Annotated in this window: 21 protein-coding genes; 9 read left to right on the top strand and 12 right to left on the bottom strand. The window is 71.8% G+C overall.

From position 1 onward, the window contains the following. Positions 1-70: 70 nt before the first annotated feature. Positions 71-1,753: an FG-GAP repeat domain-containing protein gene (locus I5071_RS02720; protein ID WP_236603804.1), complete on the top strand. Its 1,683-nt coding sequence runs from the start codon at positions 71-73 to the stop codon at positions 1,751-1,753. A 1-nt stretch (position 1,754) separates the two neighbouring features. Here the strand turns inward: I5071_RS02720 and I5071_RS02715 are convergent, their stop codons facing one another. The 10 genes from I5071_RS02715 to I5071_RS02670 all read right to left on the bottom strand — a co-directional run bounded on the left by I5071_RS02715 (position 1,755) and on the right by I5071_RS02670 (position 14,367). Further along, complete coding sequence (locus I5071_RS02715) at positions 1,755-3,449, bottom strand: FG-GAP repeat domain-containing protein (RefSeq protein WP_236603803.1); 1,695 nt, start codon at positions 3,447-3,449, stop codon at positions 1,755-1,757. Further along, positions 3,446-4,753 carry a sigma 54-interacting transcriptional regulator gene (locus I5071_RS02710; RefSeq protein ID WP_236603802.1) on the bottom strand — a complete coding sequence of 436 codons (1,308 nt, stop codon included), beginning with the start codon at positions 4,751-4,753 and terminating at the stop codon, positions 3,446-3,448. Before I5071_RS02710 ends, I5071_RS02715 begins: the two co-directional genes overlap by 4 nt. Positions 4,754-4,788: 35 nt before the next feature. After that, positions 4,789-5,670, bottom strand: a complete 882-nt coding sequence (locus I5071_RS02705) for a PEGA domain-containing protein (RefSeq protein WP_236603801.1) — start codon at positions 5,668-5,670, stop codon at positions 4,789-4,791. Next, positions 5,670-7,100, bottom strand: a complete 1,431-nt coding sequence (locus tag I5071_RS02700) for a serine/threonine-protein kinase (RefSeq protein WP_236603800.1) — start codon at positions 7,098-7,100, stop codon at positions 5,670-5,672. The genes I5071_RS02705 and I5071_RS02700 overlap by 1 nt, the downstream gene beginning before the upstream one ends. A 29-nt stretch (positions 7,101-7,129) precedes the next feature. Then, positions 7,130-7,531, bottom strand: a complete 402-nt coding sequence (locus I5071_RS02695) for a flagellar biosynthetic protein FliO (protein ID WP_236603799.1) — start codon at positions 7,529-7,531, stop codon at positions 7,130-7,132. Between the two features lie 85 nt (positions 7,532-7,616). Further along, positions 7,617-9,779, bottom strand: coding sequence for a (Fe-S)-binding protein (locus I5071_RS02690; RefSeq protein WP_236603798.1), 2,163 nt, complete (start codon positions 9,777-9,779; stop codon positions 7,617-7,619). A gap of 256 nt (positions 9,780-10,035) precedes the next feature. After that, a complete protein-coding gene (locus I5071_RS02685; RefSeq protein ID WP_236603797.1) occupies positions 10,036-10,584 on the bottom strand; it encodes a YkvA family protein in 549 nt (182 codons plus the stop codon). Positions 10,585-10,658: 74 nt separating this feature from the next. Further along, positions 10,659-11,750, bottom strand: coding sequence for a glycosyltransferase 61 family protein (locus tag I5071_RS02680; protein ID WP_236603796.1), 1,092 nt, complete (start codon positions 11,748-11,750; stop codon positions 10,659-10,661). A gap of 79 nt (positions 11,751-11,829) precedes the next feature. Beyond that, the gene (gene htpG / locus I5071_RS02675; protein WP_236603795.1) at positions 11,830-13,779 is read right to left on the bottom strand and encodes a molecular chaperone HtpG; all 1,950 of its coding nucleotides are present in this window, start codon (positions 13,777-13,779) and stop codon (positions 11,830-11,832) included. Positions 13,780-13,815: 36 nt separating this feature from the next. Continuing rightward, positions 13,816-14,367 (bottom strand): hypothetical protein, encoded by a 552-nt coding sequence (locus I5071_RS02670; RefSeq protein WP_236603794.1) that lies wholly within the window; start codon positions 14,365-14,367, stop codon positions 13,816-13,818. Between the two features lie 355 nt (positions 14,368-14,722). On the opposite strand from I5071_RS02670, the gene I5071_RS02665 reads away from it, so the two are divergent. From I5071_RS02665 to I5071_RS02630, 8 genes are all read left to right on the top strand, one after another. Beyond that, a complete protein-coding gene (locus I5071_RS02665; protein ID WP_236603793.1) occupies positions 14,723-15,217 on the top strand; it encodes a hypothetical protein in 495 nt (164 codons plus the stop codon). Between the two features lies 1 nt (position 15,218). Continuing rightward, positions 15,219-15,902, top strand: coding sequence for a hypothetical protein (locus I5071_RS02660; RefSeq protein ID WP_236603792.1), 684 nt, complete (start codon positions 15,219-15,221; stop codon positions 15,900-15,902). A gap of 78 nt (positions 15,903-15,980) precedes the next feature. Continuing rightward, entirely contained in the window at positions 15,981-16,832 is an 852-nt protein-coding gene (locus I5071_RS02655) for an aldo/keto reductase (protein ID WP_236603791.1), read from the top strand. Between the two features lie 247 nt (positions 16,833-17,079). Then, positions 17,080-18,510: a TAXI family TRAP transporter solute-binding subunit gene (locus I5071_RS02650; protein ID WP_236520297.1), complete on the top strand. Its 1,431-nt coding sequence runs from the start codon at positions 17,080-17,082 to the stop codon at positions 18,508-18,510. Further along, entirely contained in the window at positions 18,507-19,511 is a 1,005-nt protein-coding gene (locus I5071_RS02645; RefSeq protein WP_236520296.1) for a class I SAM-dependent rRNA methyltransferase, read from the top strand. The genes I5071_RS02650 and I5071_RS02645 overlap by 4 nt, the downstream gene beginning before the upstream one ends. Next, on the top strand, positions 19,508-20,239 hold the full coding sequence (locus tag I5071_RS02640) for a 16S rRNA (uracil(1498)-N(3))-methyltransferase (RefSeq protein ID WP_236520295.1): 732 nt from the start codon (positions 19,508-19,510) through the stop codon (positions 20,237-20,239). The genes I5071_RS02645 and I5071_RS02640 overlap by 4 nt, the downstream gene beginning before the upstream one ends. Beyond that, the gene (locus I5071_RS02635; protein WP_236520294.1) at positions 20,239-21,099 is read left to right on the top strand and encodes a hypothetical protein; all 861 of its coding nucleotides are present in this window, start codon (positions 20,239-20,241) and stop codon (positions 21,097-21,099) included. Before I5071_RS02640 ends, I5071_RS02635 begins: the two co-directional genes overlap by 1 nt. A 139-nt stretch (positions 21,100-21,238) precedes the next feature. Further along, on the top strand, positions 21,239-21,760 hold the full coding sequence (locus tag I5071_RS02630; RefSeq protein WP_236520293.1) for a hypothetical protein: 522 nt from the start codon (positions 21,239-21,241) through the stop codon (positions 21,758-21,760). Between the two features lie 67 nt (positions 21,761-21,827). Here the strand turns inward: I5071_RS02630 and I5071_RS02625 are convergent, their stop codons facing one another. Beyond that, on the bottom strand, positions 21,828-22,457 hold the full coding sequence (locus I5071_RS02625) for a hypothetical protein (protein ID WP_236520292.1): 630 nt from the start codon (positions 22,455-22,457) through the stop codon (positions 21,828-21,830). Next, complete coding sequence (locus tag I5071_RS02620; protein WP_236520291.1) at positions 22,454-22,885, bottom strand: hypothetical protein; 432 nt, start codon at positions 22,883-22,885, stop codon at positions 22,454-22,456. The genes I5071_RS02625 and I5071_RS02620 overlap by 4 nt, the downstream gene beginning before the upstream one ends. Between the last annotated feature and the right edge of the window lie 37 nt (positions 22,886-22,922).

Raw genomic sequence — 22,922 nt, 5'->3', positions numbered from 1 at the left:
GGGCCAGCGCGCCCGTTCCTCCAGTGCGCGCGTCGTTGACACGACGAGGACGCGCTTCGATCCTCGGGTGGTGCGGCATCCGCTCGCGCTCGCGACGAGCGCTTGGCTCGCGACGGCGACCATCGTCTCGGGCTGTCTCGTGAGCTTCGATCTCCCGAGCGATGCCGGCTCCGTCGACGCGGGCCTCGACGCGACGCGCGAGGACGCGGCGCCCCTGCCCTTCGAGCCCTACCCTCCGTTCGACGCGGGCCCTCCTCGCGGGCGCAATGCGCTCGGCTTCTCGCGCGTCGCGTTCGGCATCCAGGACGCACACACCGCGCGCGGGGGCACCCAGATCTTCGACGTCGATCTCAACGATCACGACGGCGACGGTGACCTCGACGTGCTGGTGCTCGACCGCGGCGGCCTCCCGCCACAGGCCGACGCAGCGGCACCGCCGAGCGTCGTGCTGCGCAGCGCGATCGTCGAGGCGAACGACATGCGCTTCGACGACGTGACGACGAGCGTGTTCGACATCGCGGGCGCCGAGTGGGATCTCTCGGGGCAGGACTGGCTCTTCTTCGCGCCGCTCGCGCCGAGCATGCTCTTCGCGCCGCAGTACTTCGTCGCGGGTTGGGCTTACGAGGTCGCGTCGCCGCTGCGCTTCACCGTCGCGGAGCGCTTTCCCGGCGGCGACAACGACCTCGCCGGCGAGGGCTTCACGACCGGCGACGTGAACGGCGACGGACGGCCCGACGTGCTCGTGACGAGCTGGGGGCGTCCCACGCAGCTCTTCCTGCGCACCGCGAGCGGCGGATGGGAGGAGCGCTCCGAGTTCCCGCACGACCTCGTCTCGACGCGCAGCGCGTGGCTCGCCGACTTCGACGACGACGGCGTGCTCGACCTCCTCACGATGCCGTACGCCGAGACGCTCGTCGCGCGCGACTGGCCCGCGACGCTGCCGCCGATCGAAGCGCACCTGATGCGCGGCCTTCCGAGCGGCGAATTCGAGAGCACGCGCGCGACCGCGGCGCTCGAGGACGACGCGCTCAACGTCGGCATCGCTGCGGTCGGCGACTTCGACGGAGACGGGCGGCTCGACATCTTCCAAGCCGGTCGACGCGTCGCGCCCGAGACCGCACGACCGGTGTCGCCCGACACGCCGATGGAGATCCGCGTCCTCTTCAACGAGGGCGGCATGCAGCTCACGCCGGTGACGATCCCGCTCGCGCTGCCGGCGCGGATCGTCGACCACGCGATCGCCGCGGACCTCGACAACGACGGTGATCTCGACGTCGCCATGCTCGCGAACGAGCTGCGGGTGTACCTGAGCGACGGCGCGCGCGGCTTCACGTTCGCCCAGTTCACCGGCGTCTTCCACGAAGAAGGGATCGCGGCGGGCGACGTCGATCTCGACGGCGACGTCGACGTGCTCGAGCACGGCTTCGAAGAGGTCGACGTGCTGCGCAACGGGACGAACGGGACCGACTTCCTCGAGGTCTGGCTGCGCGCGGGCGATCAGAACCCCGAGGCGATCGGCGCGAGCATCCGCGTCGTGCCCGCAGGTCGCGGCGGCGATCCGAGCGCGCCGATCATCGCGCGTCGCGACGTGCTCTCGAGCTCGGCGCAGCCCGTCGCGTACGCGCTCCACGTGGGCCTTCCCGAAGGCGCAGAGAGCACGTTCGATCTCGAGGTGCGCTGGCCCGGCGCCACGACGCCGCACGTCGTGCACGACGTGCCGCGCGGTGCACGGCTGCGCGTGCGCCGGCCCTGACTCAGTTGCCGACGGTCACGACGTGCCGCACGCCGACCGCGAGGCCCGACACGTCGACCACCTGCGCGCCACCGGGGACGCGCACGATCACGCGCGCGTCGACGCGCTCGATCGGAGAGGGCACCGGGAAGCTGCGCACCGACGCGGGCTCCGACTGCGCGGTGCTCGCGACGCCCAGCGAGTGCCCCAGCGTGCCCCCGCATCCTCCGCCCGGCGGCAGCATTCCTTCGCGCGCGACGCACACCTGCGTGCCCGCGATCGGCGCGTCGCGCACCTCGATCGCGACGGTGCGCGCGCCACCGCCCTCGCCGAGCATCGTGTACGCGTGCGTGCCTGCGTCGTTGCTCAGGACGACCGCGACGTCGAGATCGCCGTCGCCCTCGGCATCCCCCAGCGCGAAGCGCGGCGGATCGATCACGCGCTTGGTCGAGTCGACGAAGCTCGAGATCACGTGCATGCGCGGCACCACCGTGCCGCCGCGGATCATCACCCAGTGCTGCGACCCGAACGCGACGACGTCGGGCGCGCCGTCGAGGTCCACGTCCGCGACGCCGGTGCTGCTGCGCATCCCGAGCGCCGAGAACGACACCGCGTCCGCACCACCGACCGGCTCGACCCGCTCGGGCTCGCCGAAGCGCACCATGCCGGGCGTGCTCTCGTTGCGCAGCAGCTCCGCGCGATTCGGCGATCGGCGCCACTGCACGATGTCGGGATCGCCGTCGACGTCGAGATCGACGATCGCGACCGGACCGTCGCGCGAGAGCGCGGGGAACGTTCCGTCGGTGCCCTCCGGCGGCGCGAGCGCGCCGTGCCCGTCGCCGAGCAGCAGCGCGCCCGGCAGCGACGCGAGATCGCCGCGCGGCGGCGAGGCCTGCGACGCATCGGGCCCCGCGAGGAGATCGAGCGCGCCGTCTCCGTCGAGGTCGACGAGCCACGCGCGCCCCGCGTGGCGCACCTCGGGCAAGGTCGTGATCGAGCGCGAGCTGCCGAGCATCGCCGTGCGCGCGTCGGGATGCCCGACGATCACGAGATCCTCGATGCGATCCCCGTCGAGATCGCCCACCGCCATGCCCCGAGGAACGCTCCCCGAGAGCAGCGCGCCCTCCGCGTCGAGCTCCGTCGTGAACTCGCTCGTTCCGTCGCGCATGACGAACACGCCCCCGCTCGCGACATCGCTCACCGTGAGGATCGCGGGCGCGCCGCGCAGCACCGTCGCGAGGGCGCGCGAGATGCGGCGATCCGACGCCCCACCATACGACGGCGCGCCCGACGCGAGTCCCGGGCACGGGCTCGCATCGTCCTCGTAGAGCGCGATCCCGTTCGAGCCCGCGTCGTCGAGCAGGCCGCCCGACTGCAGGAAGAGCACCGCGCCACGACGCGCCGCGCCGAGCTCGAGCATCACGACGTCGACGAGCCCGCCCTCGGGATCGCTGCGCGGGATCGTGCCCGCGGGGACGTGCTCCCACGAGAACGTGCCGGTGCCGACGCACTCGAGCGGCTGGTGATCGGAGGGCGCGACGGTCGGCATCGTCGCGTCGATGCCGGCGTCGAGTGCCGCGTCGATCCCGGCATCGACGTCCGCGATGTCGCCCGTCTCCGCGTCGAGCTCGGACACCCCGCCGTCGAGCAGCTCGAGCGGGAACTCGAGCGCGCACGCCTGGAGCGAGATCAGCGCGAGCACGAAGCATCGCATCATGGCTTGAGCCCGTGCCGCTTGAGCAGATCGGTGAGGTACGTGCGATCGAGCTCGGCCTCGCGCGCGGCGGCGCGCACGTTCCCTCCGGTGCGCTCGAGCAGCCGCGCGAGATAACGGCGCTCGAAGTCGTCGAGCACCGCGCGCCGTGCGTCGCGATATCGGCCCTCGAAGAGCACGTCGACGTCGCTGCTCCCGTGCGGCGCGATCGACTCCGGCGGGATCCCGAGCGCGATCGCGCGCTCCACCGCGTTGCGCAGCTCGCGCACGTTCCCCGGCCATCCGTGCGCACCGAGCGATGCGAGCACGTCGGGCGGGAAGAGCGCGTCGATGCGCCCGGCTTCGCCGGCCTCGCGCAGGAAGTGCTCGATGAGCAGCGGGATGTCCGACGCGCGCTCGCGCAGAGGAGGCACCTCGAGCGCGACGACCGCGAGGCGATAGTAGAGATCGAGCCGGAACGTCCCGGCGTTCACCGCCGCACGCAGATCACGATGGGTCGCCGCGACGATCCGCACGTCGATCGCGATCTCGTCGCGACCCCCGACCCGCCGCACGCTGCGTCGCTCCAGCGCGCCGAGCAGACCGGCCTGCAGCGGCGCGGGCAGCTCGCCGATCTCGTCGAGGAAGAGCGTCCCGCCCTGCGCGCGCTCGAACGCGCCGACGTGGCGGCGATCCGCGCCGGTGAACGCACCACGCTCGTGGCCGTAGAGCTCGCTCGCGTAGAGCGTGGGCACGAGCGTCGTCGCATCGACCGTCACGAACGGGCCCTGCGCGCGCGGCCCGAGATCGTGCAGCGCGCGCGCGACGAGCTCCTTGCCGGTGCCCGACTCGCCGACGAGCAGCACCGAGGACACGTCGCTCTGCGCGAGCGCGTCGATCTCCGCATAGAGGCGCCGCATCGCGCGCGACTTGCCGCGCAGAGCGCCGAGCTGATCACCGTCGGCGAGCCGCTGCACGACGTACTCGCCGTCCTCGAGCACGACGCGCGTATCGCCGATCGCGATCTCGGTGCCCGGCGCGACGCTCACGACGCCGTGCCTCGAGAGCACCGGCCCGATGTACGTCCCGTTCGTCGAGCCGAGATCGCGCACCTCGATGCGCGCGCCGTCGCGCCGCAGCTCGAGGTGGTACCGCGACACCGTGCGATCCGCGACGCGCAATGCGTTGCCCTCGGCGGTGCCGACGCCGATGCGCTCGTCCTCGAGCGCGGCGACCCGACCGGCATCCGGACCGGCGACGACGCGCGCGCGGACGCTGCGCACGGGCTGGGCGGTGGTGCGGCGCGGAACGGTGGACTCGGCGCTCATGGCGAAGCGAAGACGACCAGCGTAGCGCTCCGCCGTCAGAACGCGACGCGCAGCGTGCCGCCCTCGAGCGAGACCGCGGGCGACGGCTCGGAGGGCCCGCTGGTCACGACCAGGATCACGTCGATCAGCACGAGCGCTCCGCCGAGCGCGAGCACGCCGATCGACGCGTTGGTGAGCGCCGCCATCGTGTTGCCCTCGTCGGCGAGCGCCTGGGTCGGCATCGCGTCGAAGCGCGACTTGAGGTCCATCGTGTAGATGCCGAAGCCGATCACGCCGCCCGTCCCGATCGCGGTGAGCGACGCGCCGATCACGGTGAGCGCGCCCAGCGACGAGCCGCGCGACGACACCGGCGGCGTGGGCTCGTCGGAGGCCACCACCGGGACCGCGAGCTCGATCGTGCGCGTCGCGCCCGCCGCGATCTCGATCTCCTCGCTCGGCCCCTCGGGCACGTCGAGCGCGATCGTGTGGGTCCCGGGATCGATCAGCTCGTCGCACGGCAGCGCGCAGACGCGCACCCCGTCGATCGTCACGCCGGCCCCCTCGGGCGCGCCGCGCACCTCGATCGACGCGAGCCGCGCGCGCACGCGCGCCGCCGCCTCGAGGGCCTGCGCGCGCGTCTCCGCGGGCACCGCCTCGCTCTCCGCCACTGCGAGGAACTCGATGCGCGCCTCGCGCGCACGCCCGAGCTGCTCGAGGCACACCCCGACGTTGTAGCGGACCGCGTCGTGCCCGGTGCGCTCGTAGAGCTCGCGGAAGATCGCGAGCGCGAGCGTGTGCTCGCCGCGCGCGAACGCGTCCTCCCCGCGCCGGTAAGCCTCGCGCGCCGTGCGGCGCGCCTCGTCGTCCTGGGCGGCGGCGACATGCACCGCGGGCACGAGCGCGATCAGCAGCGCGAGAGCGAGGGCGAGCGCGCGCATCAGAACGGGTTCGGCAGCAGATCGCGGCGCGGCGTGGGCTCGCTCGCGACCTGCGGCGCGCGGGGCTCCGGCTCGGCGCGGCGAACGCGATCCCGCGCACGCTCGCGCGCCCGCGGACGCGACGTGGGCAGCGGCTCCGGCTCCGACACCGCGACGGAGGCCGCAACCACCGGAGGCGGCGGCGCGACGGGCGGCGTCGTCTCGACCGATGGCGTGCTCAGGCCGTCGGGGTAGTCGACGAGGTCGGGCTCACCCCAGGACTCGGCGGGCGCCTCGACGGGAGGGCGCACCACCGGCGCGCTCTCCGGCGTCGCGGTCAAACGCCACACCGCGAGCGCCGCGAGCATCACGAGCCCGAGCACACCCGCGACGATCGGCGCGCGCCGCGCGGGCGGCCGCGCGACGTCGAGCTCGGTCCGCGTCGCCTCGATCTCCGGCGTCGCGACGATCGTCGCATCGCCCTCCTCGGGCGCGCTCGGCACCGCATCGAGCCGCGCGCGGATCGCGACCGTCTTCTCGGCGAACCGATCGCCCATCCACGACGCGACGCTCGCTCCGCCGAGCCGCAGCGACGCGCCCTCGAGCACCACCGCGAGCTCCTCCGCGGTCGCGAGCCTCGCGTCCACGTCGCGGCTCAGCGCGCGCGCCGCGATCTCCGCGATCTCCGCGGGCACCTCGGGATCGAGCTCGCGCAGATCCGGGATCGGCGCGCGCAGCACCGCGAACATGCGCTGCGCGTCGTCGCTCCCCGCGAAGAGCCGGCGCAGCGCGAACGTCTCCCACGTCATCACGCCGAGCGCCCACACGTCCGCGCGTCGATCGGTCGGACGCTCACGCGTGATCTGCTCGGGCGCGAGATACGACATCTTGCCCTTGAGCTCGCCCGACGCGGTGTGCGTGATGCGCCCGCGCGCCGCCGCGATCCCGAAGTCCGTGACCTTCACGCGTCCGTCGAACCCGACGAGCACGTTGTGCGGGCTCACGTCGCGGTGCACGAGCCCGAGCGGCGCTCCGTCGGCGCCCAGCGTCTCGTGCGCCGCGTGCAGACCACGCGCCGCGGCCGCGAGGAGCGCCGCCCGGATCGCGAGCGGCGGAGGAGGCGTCGCGCGCAGCACGTCGGTCAGCGCGACGCCCTGCACCAGCTCCATCACGAGGAAGGGCAAGCCCTCGTGCTCGCCCACCTCGAACACCTGCACGACGTTCGGATGATCGATGCGCGCCGCGATCCGCGCCTCGTCGAGGAACATGTCGACGTAGCGACGCTCGGTCACCATCGCCGGCGACATCAGCTTCAGCGCGACGATCTTGTCGAACCCGCCGATCCCCGTACGCCGCGCCGCGTACACCACGGCCATCCCGCCCCGGGCGACCTCGAAGAGCACCGTGTAGCGCTCCACCTGCGCGCCGGGCTCGGGAAGGTGCGATGGCATCGCTCCCCTCGATGGTGCCACAAGCCCGACTACTCGGGACGCTTGGTCTCCTCGGTGCGCTTCGTCTCTCCGCTCGCCGCGCGCCGCAGAACCTCGACGAACGTCGCGCCCTTCGCGTTGCTTTCCGCAGCAGGCAGCTCGTCCTCGCGCAGCTCGGTCAGCGTGTTCGGCGACGCGCCATCGCCCGCGCCGATCAGCAGCACCTTCCCGCCGACCTTCACCAGCCACAACGTGCGCCGCGCATCGAGCGGCACGCGCTCGATCACCTTCACCCGCGTCCCGCGCGCGAACGTGCCGAGCCCGCGCTGCGACGCCCATCGCAGCACCACCCACGCGAGCACGCACACCGCGGCGAGCGCGAGCAGCGACTGGAGCAGCGCCACCCCGTACCCGCCCGGCAGCTCGGCGCTCGCCTGGAGCAGCAGGATCATCGGCCACGAACTCTACCAGCGAGAACGCGAACGGCGGCTCGGGATCGCTCCCGGCCGCCGTCTGCTCGCGCTCACTGCGCCGCGATCACTCCGCGGCGTCGCGCTCCACCGCACGCGAGTAGTCGATCGAGCGATCGAGCAGCTCCGCGATGTCGAGGTTCTCGACGGTGTCCGTCTTCTCCTCGCCCGCGATGCCGTCGCTGATCATCGTCATGCAGAAGGGGCACCCGGTCGCGATCTTCGTCGCGCCGGTGTCGAGCAGCTGGAGCGTGCGCTTCTTGTTCACGCGCTCCTTGCCGTGCTCCTCTTCCTTCCACATTTGCGCGCCACCCGCGCCGCAGCACAGGCCCTTCGCCTTGTTCCAGTACGCCGGCTCGACGAGGGTCACGCCGGGGATCGCCTCGAGCACCTTGCGCGGCGACTCGTACACGTCGTTGTAGCGGCCGAGGTAGCAGCTGTCGTGGTACGTGACCTTCGCCTCGACCGACTTCGTCGGCTTCAGCACGCCGCGCGCGATGAGCCCGTTCAGATAGTCGGCGTGGTGCACCACGTCGTACTTGCCGCCGAAGCTCGGGTACTCGTTCTTCAGCGTGTTGAAGCAGTGCGGGCAGGCCGTGATCACGACCTTCTTGTCCACGCCCATCCCGTTCAGCGTCTCGACGTTCGCCTGCGCGAGCGTCTGGAACAGGAACTCGTTGCCCGCGCGGCGCGCCGGATCACCGGTGCACGTCGCGTCGCTGCCCATCACCGCCCAGTCGACGCCCGCGTGATCGAGGAGCTTCGCGACCGAGCGCGCGACCTTCTTCGCGCGATCGTCGTACTCCGCCGCGCAGCCCACCCAGTACACGACGTCGGCCTCGAGGTGATCGGCGAGGAAGCGGACCTCCACGCCTTCCTTGTCGAGCCCGGTCGCCCAGTTGCCGCGATCCATCGCCGGCAAATTCCACGGGTTCCCGTTGGTCTCCATGCCGCGGAAGGCCTTCTGGAAGTCCGCCGGGAAGTCGTTCTTGATCATGATCTCGTGCCGGCGCATCTCGACGATCTTGTCGACGTACGAGATCTGGACCGGGCACTGCTCCTCGCAGGCGCGGCACGTCGTGCACGCCCAGATGACCTCGGGGTTCACGATGTCGGGCAGCAGATCGACGTGCTCGGCCTTGCGGTGGTACGCGTCGGGCGGCGGGTCGCCGTGCACGTGCTTCTCGGGGGCCACCGCGTTCGCGGCCTTCGGGCCCTCGATGCCGGCGTTGCCGAGGAAGTGCTCCTCGAGATCGTAGAGGTGATCACGCAGCGCGAGCGTGAGGTGCTTCGGCGAGAGCTTCTTGCCGGTCGTGAACGCCGGGCAGTTGTCGCTGCAGCGCCCGCACTCCGTGCACGTGTAGAGGTCGAGCGCCATCTTCCACGTGAGGTGCTCGATCTTGCCGACGCCGATCGGCTCCTCGCGCTCGATCTTCCCCTCGATGTCGTCGACGTCCGGCAGCTTCCCGCGCGCCTCGAGCGGCTGGAAGAAGACGTTGAACATCGAGGTGATGATGTGGAAGTGCTTCGAGTAGGGCAGCAGGTTCAGGAAGATCAGGACCCAGGACGCGTGCCACCAGAAGCCCGCGTGCTCGAGCACCGAGACCGTGCTGTTCGAGAGCCCGCCGAACGCCAGCCCGATCGCCGAGCCGATCGGCTCGTGCCACGTCCAGTGCGGCGCCTCGCCGAGCGCGCGCGTCTCGATCACGTGGCGCCCTGCGACGTAGAGGAAGTCGGAGAGCATCATCGTGATGATGATGCCGAGGATGATCATGCCCTCCGCGCCGAACGTCATGCGCGGGTAGCGCTTCGTGATTCGGTCGTAGAGGAAGACGAGCGAGCCGACGACGGTCAGCGCCGCGATGATCTCCTTCGCGAACGAGTAGAGCTGCCCGACGACGAAGCCGTCCGCGAGCAGCCCGAAGAAGTCGAAGTCCCTGTCGTACGCGCGGCCCCAGAGGAGCAGCGTGTTGAGCAGCAGGACGTTGAACCCCGCGAAGATGAAGATGTGCGCGATGCCCTCGAGCCGATAACGCTCGTTCTTGGGCATCTTCTCCTGCCCGAGCGCGATCACGAGGACCTGTCGGACGCGCTCGGCCAGGGAATCGCCGTCGAGCGCGATGCGTCGATCGGGCGCCGCGACCATCAGAAGTCGCCAACGTCGGACCGCGGACCAGGCGAACGCGCCCAAGGTCACGACGAAAATCACCGTCATCGCGATGGGATTCATGGCGGGAGCCTTTTAGACTCTCTGAGGTCGCCTGTCCACGGCGACAACGAGCCCGGCTCCCGGACTTCCCACGGGTCGGCACAGCGCTGTTTTTCGGAGGGGTCTTGGAAGCCCCCTCCCCCCGACCGGCAAAGCCGGATCGGGCCCCCCCACCCCGAACGCTGCGCGCGGGGCCCCAGCCCCGCTTGCTCTCGTTCGGTTCGCGGAGTCGGCTCCGATCGATGCCGAGGCCGCGGGCTCGCGCGGCCCTACGAGGTCACTTCGGCAGCTTCGCGTCGAAGAACGCGCGGAGCTTGATCAGGTTCTTCTCCTCGCGCGAGAACGAGGGCGCCTCGTACGTCTTCGCGAAGCCGCGCACGTCCCCGAGGAAGTCCTCGCGCACCGACGCGTCGCCGAGGATGTCGGCCACCGAGCGGCCGCGCGCCGCGCCCTTGCGCAGCCCCTTCACGTAGCTCTCCAGGCGCGTGTAGTCGCGGCCCAGGAAGTCACGCACCGTCTCGCAGTCGTTCGCCAGCGCCGCGAGCGCGCGGCTCGCGTTCGGGTCGTTCCCCTCGTCGGCCGCCGCCGCGAGATCCGCCGCGACGCGGAGCACGAAGGCGTCGTCGAGATAGCCGATGTCGTCGATCCCGTCGGGGATGAGGTCCAGCGACTTGAAGAGGTAGTTGAGGCCTCCCGCGATCGACTCCCGCGCACCGGACGAGAGCGCCTCGCCCGAGAGGAGCTCGGCCAGCTTCTCCGCGTCCTCGCCCAAGCTGCGCAGCCACGCGGGGAAGGTGTCGAGGTACTTGGAATCGATCTCTGCCATCGCTCCTCCGAAGTAGGGCGAGGGCATCGTAGTCCATCGGGCAGGTCGGGTGTCAACGCTGCCCGCTCGCGATCTCACGCTGCGCGATCACGACGCTGGCCCGCGTCGCTCACGTTCCCCCACGCGAGCTCGAGCGTGCTCAGCACCTCGTCCTCGTCGATCTCGAAGCGCGTGCGGGTCCCGATCCCCACCACGAAGCCGTAGCGCATGCCCATCGCGTCGGCGTGATCGCGGAGCGCCATCGTGAAGCGATACGGCGGCTGCAGCGACACGAGCGCCCCACCCTCGCGCATGCAGAGCAGCCCGTGCATCAGCGCGCTGCCCTCCACCCCGCACACCACGCTCGCGTCGCGCGTGCGGCGGATGATCTCGTCCGCGTCCGCGCGCGCCACGTCGATGATCTCGTACCCCTCGCGCGCGAGGCGCTCCTCGATCGCCGCCTCGTTCATCAGCCCGCGCGGCAGGCCCGCGCCGCGGCGCCGGAAGAACACCCCGTGCCCGCTGCGTGCGGGCGGGATCACCCGCAGTCGCTCGCGCAGCTGGCGGAACCGCGCGCGCTTGTGGCCGTTCATCCCGAAGTCCTGGAACAGCCACGCCTCGCGCAGGTGCGCGGTGCGGAGGCGCGGCACGTCGGCGAGGCCGTAGAGCTCGAGGTAGCGCATCGCGTGCGCGCTGCGGGGGCGCCTCCCTTCGGTGAAGCACACCGGCGCGAGCTCGCGCCCGAGGTACGCCGCGCAGCTGTCGTCGGCGATCACGTGCCCGAAGAACTGGTCGCCGATCACCGACGAGGCCAGCGCCGCCCGATCGATCTCCGGCGCGTCCAGCCATCGCGGCCGCCACCGCTCGCGCTCGGCGACCTGCTGTTGGCGCGCGCCGTTCGCGTACACCACGCCGTCGATCATCGTCGCGCGGCGGAACCGGAACGCGTAGGTCGGCGCATGCTGGATGCGGCGTGTGATCGCGCGCTCCAGCTCGAATTTGAGCGTGGACAGGTGCACTGCCTCGCGCGCTCGTTCGATTTGGCGTGGCAGCGAGAACGGCGGCGGAGTCTCGCCCACGTCGCCGGGATGCAGCTCGAGCACCTCGTCCGCTGCGACACGGATCGAGGGCTCGAGCCCGAGGCGTTTGCGCACGCGATGCGCGATCGCGTCGACCGAGATTGTCACCACGCGCCTCATGGCCGCGGCAGGCTGGACGCAAAGCCCACCGTGGGAGAGACGCGGTCGAGGTGTGACGAGAGATCCCTTACGCGCCCGCTGCGCGCGTCGCCGCCTCGGTGAGCAGCGAGGTGAGGCGCTTCGTGAAGCGACCGGGATCCTCGATCGGGCTGCCCTCGGCGATGAGCGCCTGCTCGTGCAGCAGCTCGATCCACTCGTCGATCTCCGCGCGATCGGGCTGGGCCTCGATCAGCTTCGCGAGCGCGCGCACCAGCGGGTGATCGGGGTTGATCTCGAGGATGCGCTTCTGCGGCGGAAGGTCCTGCTGCGTCGCGCGCAGCAAGCGCTCGAGGTGGGGCGGCAGCCCGCCCTCGGGCACCACGAGGCACACCGGCGAGTCGGTCAGGCGCGCGCTCACCCGCACCTCGCTCACGTGCTCCTGCAGCTTCGTGCGCGCGCGGCTGCGCAGCGCCTCGACCGCGCCCTTCGACTCCTCGCGCGCCTTCTCGCTCGCCTCGTCGGTCGCCCCGAGATGGAGCGCGCCGAGGTCGAGCTCGGCCGCGGTCGCGCTCTGGAGCGGCGTGCCGTCGAATTCGCGCAGCGACTGCACCGCCCACTGATCGACCGGGTCGATCATGTAGAGCACCTCGAAGCCGTGCTTCGTGAGGCCCTCGATGTGCGGGCTCGACTCGATCTGCCGTCGCGACTCGCCGAGCGCGTAGTAGATCGCCTTCTGCCCTTCCTTCATGCGCGCCTTGGCGTCGGCGAGCGAGACCAGCGCGCCCTTCTCCACCGCGCTCGATTCATAGCGGAGCAGCTTCGCGAGCCGCTCGGTCTGATCGGGCTCGTAGTGCAGCCCTTCCTTCAGCACCGCGCCGAACGTCTTCCAGAAGAGCGCGTAGTCCTCGGGGCGATCGTTCGCGAGCTGCGTCAGCCCGTCGAGCACCTGCTTCACGATCTGCTTCTTGATCGTGCGCACCACGCGCGAGTCCTGGAGCAGCTCGCGCGAGACGTTGAGCGGCAGGTCCTCGCTGTCGACCACGCCGCGCACGAAGCGCAGCCACTTCGGGAGCACCTCGCCCTCGTCCTCCATGACGAAGACGCGCTTCACGTGCAGCCGCAGGCCGTGCTTGCTCTCGGGCGCGAACAGATCGAAGGGCGGACGGCGCGGCACGTAGAGGATGCCCGCGAACTCCGTCGTGCCCTCGACCCGGAAGTGACGCCACAGCAGCGGCTTCTCGAAGTCGTGGGTGAGGTGGCGGTAGTGCTCCTCGTACTGATCGGGCGTGACCTCGCTCGCCGAGCGCTGCCACAGCGGCGTGCCCCGGTTCACCCGCCGCCACTCCGCGGGCGCGGCCTCGTCCGCCTTCTCGCGCTCGAGCTTCAGCTCGATCGGCCACTCGAGGTAGTCGCTGTACTTGCGGACCAGCTCCTCGAGCTTCCAGGTGCGCAGCAGGTCGACGTGATCGTCCGAGAGGTGCAGCACGACCGAGCTGCCGTTCACATCGCGTGCAGCGGGCTCGATCGTGAACGTGCCCTGGGCGTCCGAGCTCCACTTCCACGCGTCCTCGTGCCCCGGGGCGCGCGAGATCACGTCGACGCGCTCGGCGACCAGGAACGCGCTGTAGAAGCCGACGCCGAACTGACCGATCAGCGCGGGCGCGTCCTTCTGGCCCGCGGCGCGCACCTTCTCGAGCAGCTCGCGCGTGCCCGACTTCGCGATGGTGCCGAGGTTCTGCGCGAGCTCGTCGCGCGTCATGCCGATGCCATCGTCCCAGATGGTCAGCGTCTTGTTCGCGGCGTCGGGCTCGAGGCGGATGCGCAGCTCCTCGGAGGGGCGCAGCGCGGGCTCGGTGAGCGAGCGGAAGCGCAGCTTGTCGAGCGCGTCGGACGCGTTCGAGAGCAGCTCGCGGAGGAAGATCTCCTTGTTCGAATAGAGCGAGCGGATGACGAGGCGGAGGACCTGATCGACCTCGGCCTCGAAGCGGTGGGTGGTCCGGGCGGGGGCGTCGTCTGCGGTCTGCGTCGCTTCGGTCATGACGGCCGCGGACCATCACCATCGGCTCGCGGGCGGTCAAGGGGGGAACGGGCGCGTGGCGACGGCGCGGAAGAGGCGCGAGGCGCGATCGTCGTTCCACGTGTAGAGCGCGGCCTCGGAGAGGCGCACCCGCACGCCGCGCAGATCGATCGCGGCGGCCCAGCGCAGCGCGACGCGTCGCTCGCCGTCGGTGGTGCTGCGCGCGGGGCGCGCGACGGTGACGTGGGCCTTCGCGGGGCGCATCTCGCGGGGCACGCCCGCGGCATCGCAGACCGCGTCGCGCGAGGCGCTCATCGCGGCCTCGACGTCGGCGCGCCCCTCATCGAGCACCGCGGAGAGCGCGGAGTAGCGCCGCGGATTGCCCATCGGGACGATCGCCCCGAAGGTCACGTCGAGCGCGGGGAGCGTCCAGACCAGCGCGTCCCATCCGGCGCGCGCGCGCTCCTCGCCGCACATCCCGAGGAACGCGACCGTGAGGTGCAGATCCTCGGGATGGAAGCGGCGGATCCCGGAGGGCGGCTCGGAGATCCGCGCGGCCAGCTCGACCCCGGCGATCGGGATCCCGACGAACCAGTTGGGCTTGGACATCGCGGCTCCGAGGAGCGTGACGAGCGCGCGCGGCTCGTGCACCTCGCGAGATGATCTCGACCCTCGTGCGGTCCGCGCTCGTCCTCGTTCTGGTCCGAGGTCGGGCTCGGGGTGGTCCCACCGAGCACCCCGAGCGGTCGTCGCTCGAGGTCCGTCCGGTTCCGCGGATCACTCGGTCCGATGCGCGGGATCACCCCGCGCGGTCCCGAGGATGGGTGCGAGTGGTGGTCCGGACCGGACCGAGCGGTCCTCGGGACCACTCCACCCTCCTAGCTTGGATACCCTCTCGAGAATCGCGATGAAACGCTTGAAAAACGCGCGATCTCGTCCACGCTCGCACGCGAAGGAGGTCGACATGGCGACCAAGAAGGCAGCGAAGAAGGCGAACGCGAAGAAGAAGACAACGAAGAAGGCGCCGGTTGTGAAGAAGCGCGCCTCGAAGTCGCGCGAGATCGTGGTGATGAGCTCGGACGAGCGTCGCTCGAAGCTCAAGCCGCGCGACAACTACGAGGAGCTCGTCGCGCAGATCGTGCGGACGCTCGACGCGAACCCCGCAGTGCGCATCCCCGGCCTGCGTCCGTCGCGCCTCGAGAAGCTGGTGCGCGACGCGAAGAAGGCGAGCGAGAAGGAAGCGGCGCTCCGCGACCAGCTCGCGCGCAAGCTCGCGCCGATCGTCGACACTCGCATCCGCGCGGAGGACGAGATGTGGCGCGCAGTGCTCGACGTGAACGCCGGCGTGAAGCCCTACGCGCGCAAGGACGCGGTGATCGGCGACGCGTTCGCGTTCCTGACCGAGGCGCTCGCAGGCTCGCGCCGCACCGACGACGAAGGCGAGACCCCGGCGAGCTGACATGACGCCGAAGCACGAGGGTCCGTACCGCACGAGCGCGCGCGGCGATGCCGACTCCGCGCCGCCGCAGCGCGGCGTCGAGAAGATCGTCACGTGGGCAGGCGCGATCCTCGTGCTCGGCATCCTCGTCGTCGTCGGCGAGGCGGCGACGCGGGGGTGGCGCGCCGAGGGCGCGCTCGCCGAGGCGCGCGACGTGTTCGCAGAGACGCTGCGCGACCCATCGATCGTGCGCCTCGCGGTGCACGCCGATCCTCGCTCGCTCGTGATGCCGGCGCCGCCCGAGCTCGACGTCGCCGAGCAAGCGGACCTCGGCTACGTCGCGCACAGCGAGCACGATCGCGAGCTGCCCCAGGGGGCGCGCGGCCTGCTCCTGCGTGCGGGATCACGACCGCGCTTCGACGCGGCGCACGTCGGCCTCGCACGGCTCGCGGCGAGCAGCCCCGACGAGGTGCGGTGGGTCGGCATCGTCGCGCGCGAGATGCTGCACGATCGCTACACCTACGGCGCGGTGAGCGTGGACGTGGAGCGCGCGCGGATCGCGATCGTCGACGTCGAGTCGGGCGAGGTCGCGGCGCGCATCACGGTGGAAGCGGCACCGCCCGCACGAACGCAGAGCGCGCGCGAGGTGTACCGCCTCTCGCCGACGCAGATCGGCGAGGCGATCACCGAAGCGCTGGACGACTGATCGCTCTTCTCGCCTCTGCGGCCCTCCGTGGCCCTCTGCGGTGAAATTCTCCGGCTCTCGCGGTAGCGTCCCGCGACCATGCGCACACGCTCTCTGGGTGAAGGCCTCCTCGTCTCCTCGCTCGGGCTCGGCGGCATGCCGATGTCGCTCGCCGGAAGACCGAGCGAGGAGCAGTCGATCGCGGTGATCCACGCCGCGCTCGACGGTGGGATCACGCTGATCGACACCGCCGACGTGTACTGCGTCGACGACCACGACATCGGGCACAACGAGCGCCTGATCGCCAAGGCGCTGAAGGCGTGGCGCGGCGACCGCTCGAAGGTGCTCGTCGCGACGAAGGGCGGGCTGCGCCGCCCGCACGGCGACTGGGTCACCGACGCGCGCCCCGAGCGACTGCGCGCGGCGTGCGAGGCGAGCCTGCGCGCGCTCGGCGTAGACCGGATCGCGCTCTACCAGCTGCACGCGCCCGACCCCGCGGTGGCCTTCGAGGACAGCGTGGGCGAGCTCGCGAGGCTGCGCGCGGAAGGGAAGATCGCGCACGTCGGCCTCTCGAACGTGAGCGCCGCGGAGATCGACACGGCCCGCGCGCTGGTGCCGATCGCGAGCGTGCAGAACCGATGCAACGTGATCGATCGACGCGCGTTCGAGCAGGGCGTGATCGCGCGCTGCGAGGCGCTGGGGATCGGATTCCTCGCGTACTCGCCGGTCGGTGGGAGCCGCGGGCGCGCGGGGCTCGCGGCGAACGCGGCGCTCGGCGAGATCGCGGCGCGCCACGGCGCGACGCCGGAGGAGATCGCGATCGCGTGGCTGCTCGCGCGCTCGCCGGCGATCGTGCCGATCCCGGGCGCGAGCAAGCCGGCGAGCATCGCGTCGATCCTGCGGGCCGCCGAGGTGCAGCTGAGCGCAGCGGAGCTCGCGCAGCTCGGATGAGAGAGAATTTCTGAGGAGAGCAGGAGGATCAGGAACACCACGGCGCCGTGCGTGTGGTGCACCGCGACTTCGCGCGCAGTGCTCGAGCCAAGACTCTCGTTCGATCGCAGGCTCGGCGGCGTTCGCGCGCTACGGGTTTCGTCGCGCTCGGATTTCGTAGCGCTCGGATCTCCTGCTCTCCTCAGGAAATTCTCTCCTGCTCTTCTCAGAGGATGCGGTGGGGTCGGGTGAGCGATAATCGGCGCGCGTGGTCTCGCTCCGCATCTTCTTCGCGCGGCTCCGGCAGGTCGGGGACTCGCCGCGCGCGCTCGCGCTGCTGGCGTCGATCTTCCTGCTCGCCTCTGCGGTGTTCCTGCGCGCGTCGCTCGACACCGAGGAGCACACGATCCGGCTCACCGCGGGCGATCGACGAGGGCGCCGCACCGAGGTCGCGGAGGCGCTGCGCATCGAAGCGGCGGCACACGAGCTGGAGCTCGAGATCGTGCCCGCCGCGGGCTCGGACGACGCGCTCGAGCGGCTCTCGCGGCGCGAGCTCGACGCGGCGCTGATCCAGGGCGGCTTGCCCGGGACGCCCGAGCTGCGCGAGGTCGCGGCGGTCGCGCTCGAGCCGCTGCACCTCTTGGTGCGCGGGGACATCGCGATGGAGTCGCTCGACGATCTGCGCGGTCGTCGGGTGAACCTCGCGCCGCCGGGGAGCGGGACGCGCGGGCTCGCGCTGGAGGTGCTCGCGCTCGCGCACCTCGAGCCGAGCCGCGACTTCGACGAGACGCAGCTCGACTACCGCGAGCTCGAGTCGCTGCCCGCCGAGCGACTGCCCGACGCGATCTTCCACGTGTCCGCCCTGCCCTCGCCGCTCGCGTCGTTCCTCGTCGACGAGCGGGGCTATCGACTCGCGCCGCTGCCCTACGCCGATGCGATCGCGCTGCGCAACGTCGCGGTCTCGCGGGGGCGCATCCCGGCGTACGCGTATGGCGCCGACGCGCCCGCGCACGACGTGCCGACGCTCGCCACGCGCATGTTGCTGGTGGTGCATCGCGACACCTCGGACGAGGTCGTGAAGCGCCTGCTCGAGTCGCTCGCGTCGGACTCGTTCGGCGCGCGGGCGCGCATCGCGCGCGCCGAGATCTCGACGCTCGTCGCGCAGCCCGAGTACCCGCTGCACCCCGGCACGCTCGAGTGGCTTCACCGCAACGACCCGCTGCTCACGCCGGAGCTGATGGAGGGGATCGAGAGCCTCCGCAGCTTCCTCGTGTCGCTGGTGGTGGCGGGGATCCTCGCGTACCGGTGGTGGCGTCGGTCACGCGTGAGCGGGCTCGATCGGTTCTTCGCGGAGGTGTCGCGGATCGATCGCGAGGCGCTGGCGCTGGAGCGCGAGACGCACCTCGATCTCGCGCGCATGGTCGTGCTGCGCACGCGCCTCGGCGAGACCAAGACGCGCGCGCTCGAGGCGTTCGCGCGCGGTCAGGTGCACTCGGAGGAGCTGCTCTCGAGCTTCCTCGTGCACGTGGCCGACGTGCGCTCGCACCTCAACGCGATGATCCTCCACGAGCGCGATCGCATCGAGAAGCGCGCCCGCGCGATCGGCCGCGACGAAGAGGCGGCGTTGCGCGAGATGTGGGAAGAGGCGCTCGCCGACGTCCGCGCCGATCGCGAGACGCAGCGAGGAGATCGATCGTGAGCCTCGAAGAGCTGGTCGCGCGCGCCATCGAGCGGCGCGGTGCGCTGCTGTCGCGCCTGGAGCGCGAGGAGACCGACTGCGTGCGGCTCTTCCACGGCGCGACGGAGGGCGTGCCGGGGCTCGCGATCGATCGCTACGGGCCGGTGCTGCTCGCGCAGACGTGGCGCGATCCCCTCGAGCCGGGCGCGCTCGAGCAGGTGCACGCGGTGGTGACGCGCGCGCTGGGGATCGACCTCGCGCCGTGCTGGAACCATCGCGGTCCGTCGCGGAAGGAAGGCGTGCGCGGGAGCGACACCAGCGATCCGCGGCTTCACGCGGCGGAGGGGCGCGAGCTCGGAGCGCGCTACGACGTGCGGCCGCGCCATCGCGGGCAGGACCCGCTGCTCTTCCTCGATCTGCGCGTGGGAAGGCGCTGGGTGCGCGCCGAGAGCGCGGGGCGCAGCGTGCTCAATCTGTTCTCGTACACGTGCGGCGTGGGCGTGGTCGCGGCGCTGGGCGGGGCGCGCGAGGTGTGGAACGTCGACTTCGCGGCGTCGGCGCTCGAGGTCGGTCGCGGCAACGCGGAGCGCAACGGGATCGAGGCGTCGCGCTTCGTGACGATCGAGGACGACGTGATCCCGGTGGTGCGACAGCTCGCAGGGCTGCCGGTGAAGGGACGCGGGACGCGGCGTGGGTTCACCAAGCGCGCGCCGCGCACGTTCGACGTGGTGGTGCTCGATCCGCCGCGCTGGGCGCGCACGCCCTTCGGCGCGATCGACGTGGTCCGCGACTATCCGAGCTTGTTCAAGCCGGCGCTGCTCGCGTGCGCGCCGGGTGGTGCAGTGCTCGCGACGAACCACGTGCCGACGGTCGAGCGCGACGACTGGCACGCGGTGCTGCGGCGCACCGCGGAGAAGGCGGGGCGCGCGATCGCGAGCATCGAGGAGCTGGTGCCCGAGGAGGACTTCCCCTCGTTCGACGAGCGGCCGCCGCTGAAGATCGCGGTGGTGAGGCTCGCGTGAACCTGGTGCTGATCGAGGCCTCGGAGCTCGATGCGGAGCAGCGCGTCGTGCTGCGGGACGCGCGTGCGACGCACCTGGTGCGGGTGCTCGCGGTCGTGCCCGGCGTGCGGGTGCGGGTCGGGGTGATCGACGGTGCGATCGGGCTCGGCGAGGTCGAGCGGGTCGAGCGCGACGAGGTGGTGCTGCGGTGCGCGCTCGAGCGCGAGATCCCGGCGCGACCGCGGGTGGATCTGCTGCTCGCGCTGCCGCGCCCCAAGGTGATCGGACGGCTGTACGGAGCGCTGGCGCAGCTCGGGATCGGACGGCTGATGCTGACCAACGCGGCGAAGGTGGAGCGCTTCTACTTCGACGCGCACCAGCTCGACCCCGCGTATCGGCGGGCCCAGCTGATCGAGGGGCTCGCGCAGGCGCGCGACACGCGCGTGCCCGAGGTCAGCGTGCACAAGTCGCTGCGCGCGCTGGTCGAGGACGAGCTCGACGCGATGGCGCCGGGCACGACGCGGCTGCTCGCCGATCCGGGCGTTCATCCGTCGCCCCACGCGCGCTGTGCGTCGGTCACCGGGCGGGTGGTGATCGCGATCGGGCCCGAGGGCGGATGGAACGACTTCGAGCGCGCGCTGCTGGTGTCGCGCGGGTTCGAGCCGGTCGCGATGGGCGCGCGCACGCTGCGCACCGACACCGCGTGCATCGCCCTGCTGTCGCTGGTGCACGACGCGCTGGGGACGTGATGGGCTTCGACGAGCTCGTCCGCGAGTATCGCGCGACGTGGGCCGAGCGCGCGGCCGCCCGCGCGAGCATCGTGGACGAGCGGGCCCTCGACGCGCGACAGCGAGCGCTCGTCGCGCGCGCTGCGACGCAGCTCTCCGATGTCGACGCGGTCATCCGCGCGCTCCGTGATGACGACGCGATCGTGCGCGCGTTCGTGCTCTGGGCGCTGGAGCATCGGAACGAGTACCCGCGCGTGTTCGTCGTCCCCGCGGTCGAAGCGGCGGCGCGATCTCGTGCGGAGCGCGCGATCGCGCATGCGGCGCGGGTGCACGGCGCGGCTCGCGTGCTCGATGCGCTCGCGCGGACGCTCGACGCCCGCCTGCTCTCGCAGCAGAGCGCCGCTGTCCTGACGTACTGGGTGCGTGATCGGGCGGACGAGGACCCCGCGCACGTCGCCGCCGCGGCGCGCTCGTTCAAGTGGGCGCTCTGGCAGTCACGCGACGCTGCTCCCGGCGCGCGCAGCGGGAGCGAGCCCGTGCCCGAGCTGATCGTGCAGCTGCTTCGTTGTGACGAGTCGCGCGAGCACCGCGCGGCGTTCGCGCGCGCGGCGGATGCGCACCTCGGGTGTGGACACAGGCTCGCGTGGGCATGGCTCGAGCGCACGGACGCACATCCGGGCGCCGTCGCGGCAGAGCTCTCGTCCGGGGTCGCGACGTCGCTCGTGACGGCGCTCGCCTCGTCGACGATCACGTTGCGTGTGATCCCGACGTCACCAGGGCTCGCGCGTGCGCGCGACGTCGTGCGTGAGATTCGAGACGCGATCGCGAGCGGAATCGAGATCACGCGGGTGCGGCGCGAGCTCGATCCGTTCCAGCGCTGAGCTCCGGCGTACGCAATCGAACGACGGCGTGTGATCGCGCGCTCACGCGCCCATGGGCCGCCCACGTGGGCCGAGCCGCGCAAGACCGCGAGATCCGTGGATCTGCGCCGGGCACGACGGTTGCGATGGGGACGCGGTCATGAACTGCCCACGTCTGATCCTCGCCTCGCTCGTCTTCGCCTTCACCCTCGCGCTCGCGCCCGCTGCCCACGCGCAGTCGGTCGAGCCCTATGCGTCGCCCGCGCACGCGCTCACGCCTCCGACGCCGACGACGGTGCACCACGCCGATCGCGGCCTCGTCGTCGCCGGTGCGACGACGCTCTCGATCGGCTGGGGCCTCAACACGATCGGCGCCGCGCTCGGGACCGCCGCGATGCAGTTCGGCGACTCGGAGGACTTCGAGACGCTCTACAGCCTCTCGCTCGTCCCGGTCGCAGGTCCGGTGATCTGGGGCGTCTCGGCGCTGACGATCGACTCCGGATACTGGCCGCTCGCGCTGATCGCGTTCGTCGATGCAGGCGTCCAGGCGCTCGGCCTCGGTCTGCTGATCGCGGGGCTCGTCGGCGTCGACGAGCCGGTGGTGCAGGTCGCCGAGGGTGTGTCGATCACGCCGATCGCGTCGCCGGCGTTCGGCGGGCTGATGCTCGAAGCGCACCTCTGATCTGCCCTCGGTCGCGCTCGCCGCGGACGCAGCGCTCGGTGCACGAGAGCGCGCGCGACGAGTGCGACTACTGAGCGGTCGCCGGCTCGGTCTCGGTCGGCTCGGGCGCGGCCGGCGGCGCCGTCTCCGCGCCGGGCACGCACGCGGGCTGCAGCACGCGCTCGGCGCGCTGCGCCTCGGGCATCCTCTCGAGCTCGCGATCGGCCTCGAGGATGCGCTGCGGCACGTTGCCGAGCGCGCGATCGAGCGCGGCGCGATCGGCGTCGGGATCGGGCTCCACCGCGCGCACGCCCGACAGGCGCGCGGTGGGATCCTCGCTGCACGTCGGCGCCCACGCCATCCATCGCAGCGGGCGACCGAACCCCGCGGTCTCCGCGACCACCCAGTAGGTGCGCCCCGCCTCGACGGTGCCCCCGACGACGTACGCCGAGGCACCGACCAGCGCATAGAAACGACGCGTGCCCGGCTCGACCTCGAGCGTCGTGAACGTGCGCTGCGCGAGCTGTCCGACGTACTGCCCGCGCTCGTCGACGACGCTGATCACGTCGCGATATGCGCCCGGCAACGCGAGCACCACGCGGGCGCGCCCTTCGCTCGGCGCCGCGATCTCGCGCGAGCTCGCGTCACGCACCAGGGGACGCGCGCCGCCGCACGCCGCGAGCAACACCGCGAAGGTCAACGCGATCCCGTTTCTCATGCCTTCTTCCTCCGCTTGCGCGCCGGCGCCGCGCCCTCGTCGTCGAGCGGCTCCATCTCGAGCCCGATCAGCTTGAACACGTCGACGGGCATCGCGTACGCGACCTGCACCCGGCGCGCGGCCTCGCGCACCTCGGCCGTGTCGGGCGCGACGATCGGCTTCACGCCGTGCTTCTTGAGCGATGCGAGGGTCTCGCCGAGCTCGAAGAGCTCGCTCGCGTGCGTGAGCACGTCGATCGGCTTGAGCGGCTGTCCGCGCCGCCCCTCCTTGAGCTCCTGGATCAGCCTGCGCCGGCGCTTCTCGGTGCGTCCGTCGAGCCCGCCGGTGCCGCTCTGCCCCTGCGCGAAGATCGTGTTCAGCGCGCGCGCCGAACGGCGCTTCTCCACGGCCTCGGGGCTGCCGCGCCCCTTCGATCGTGCTCGAGCCATCGTGCCTCCGCGGCCGTGACATAGCAGACGAGCGCGC

It is taken from the genome of Sandaracinus amylolyticus, assembly GCF_021631985.1.
GTDB classification, from domain to species: Bacteria; Myxococcota_A; Polyangia; order Polyangiales; family Sandaracinaceae; genus Sandaracinus; species Sandaracinus amylolyticus_A.
Note: the sequence above shows the minus strand (reverse complement) of the source record. Positions and strands in the feature narration are given on the sequence as shown.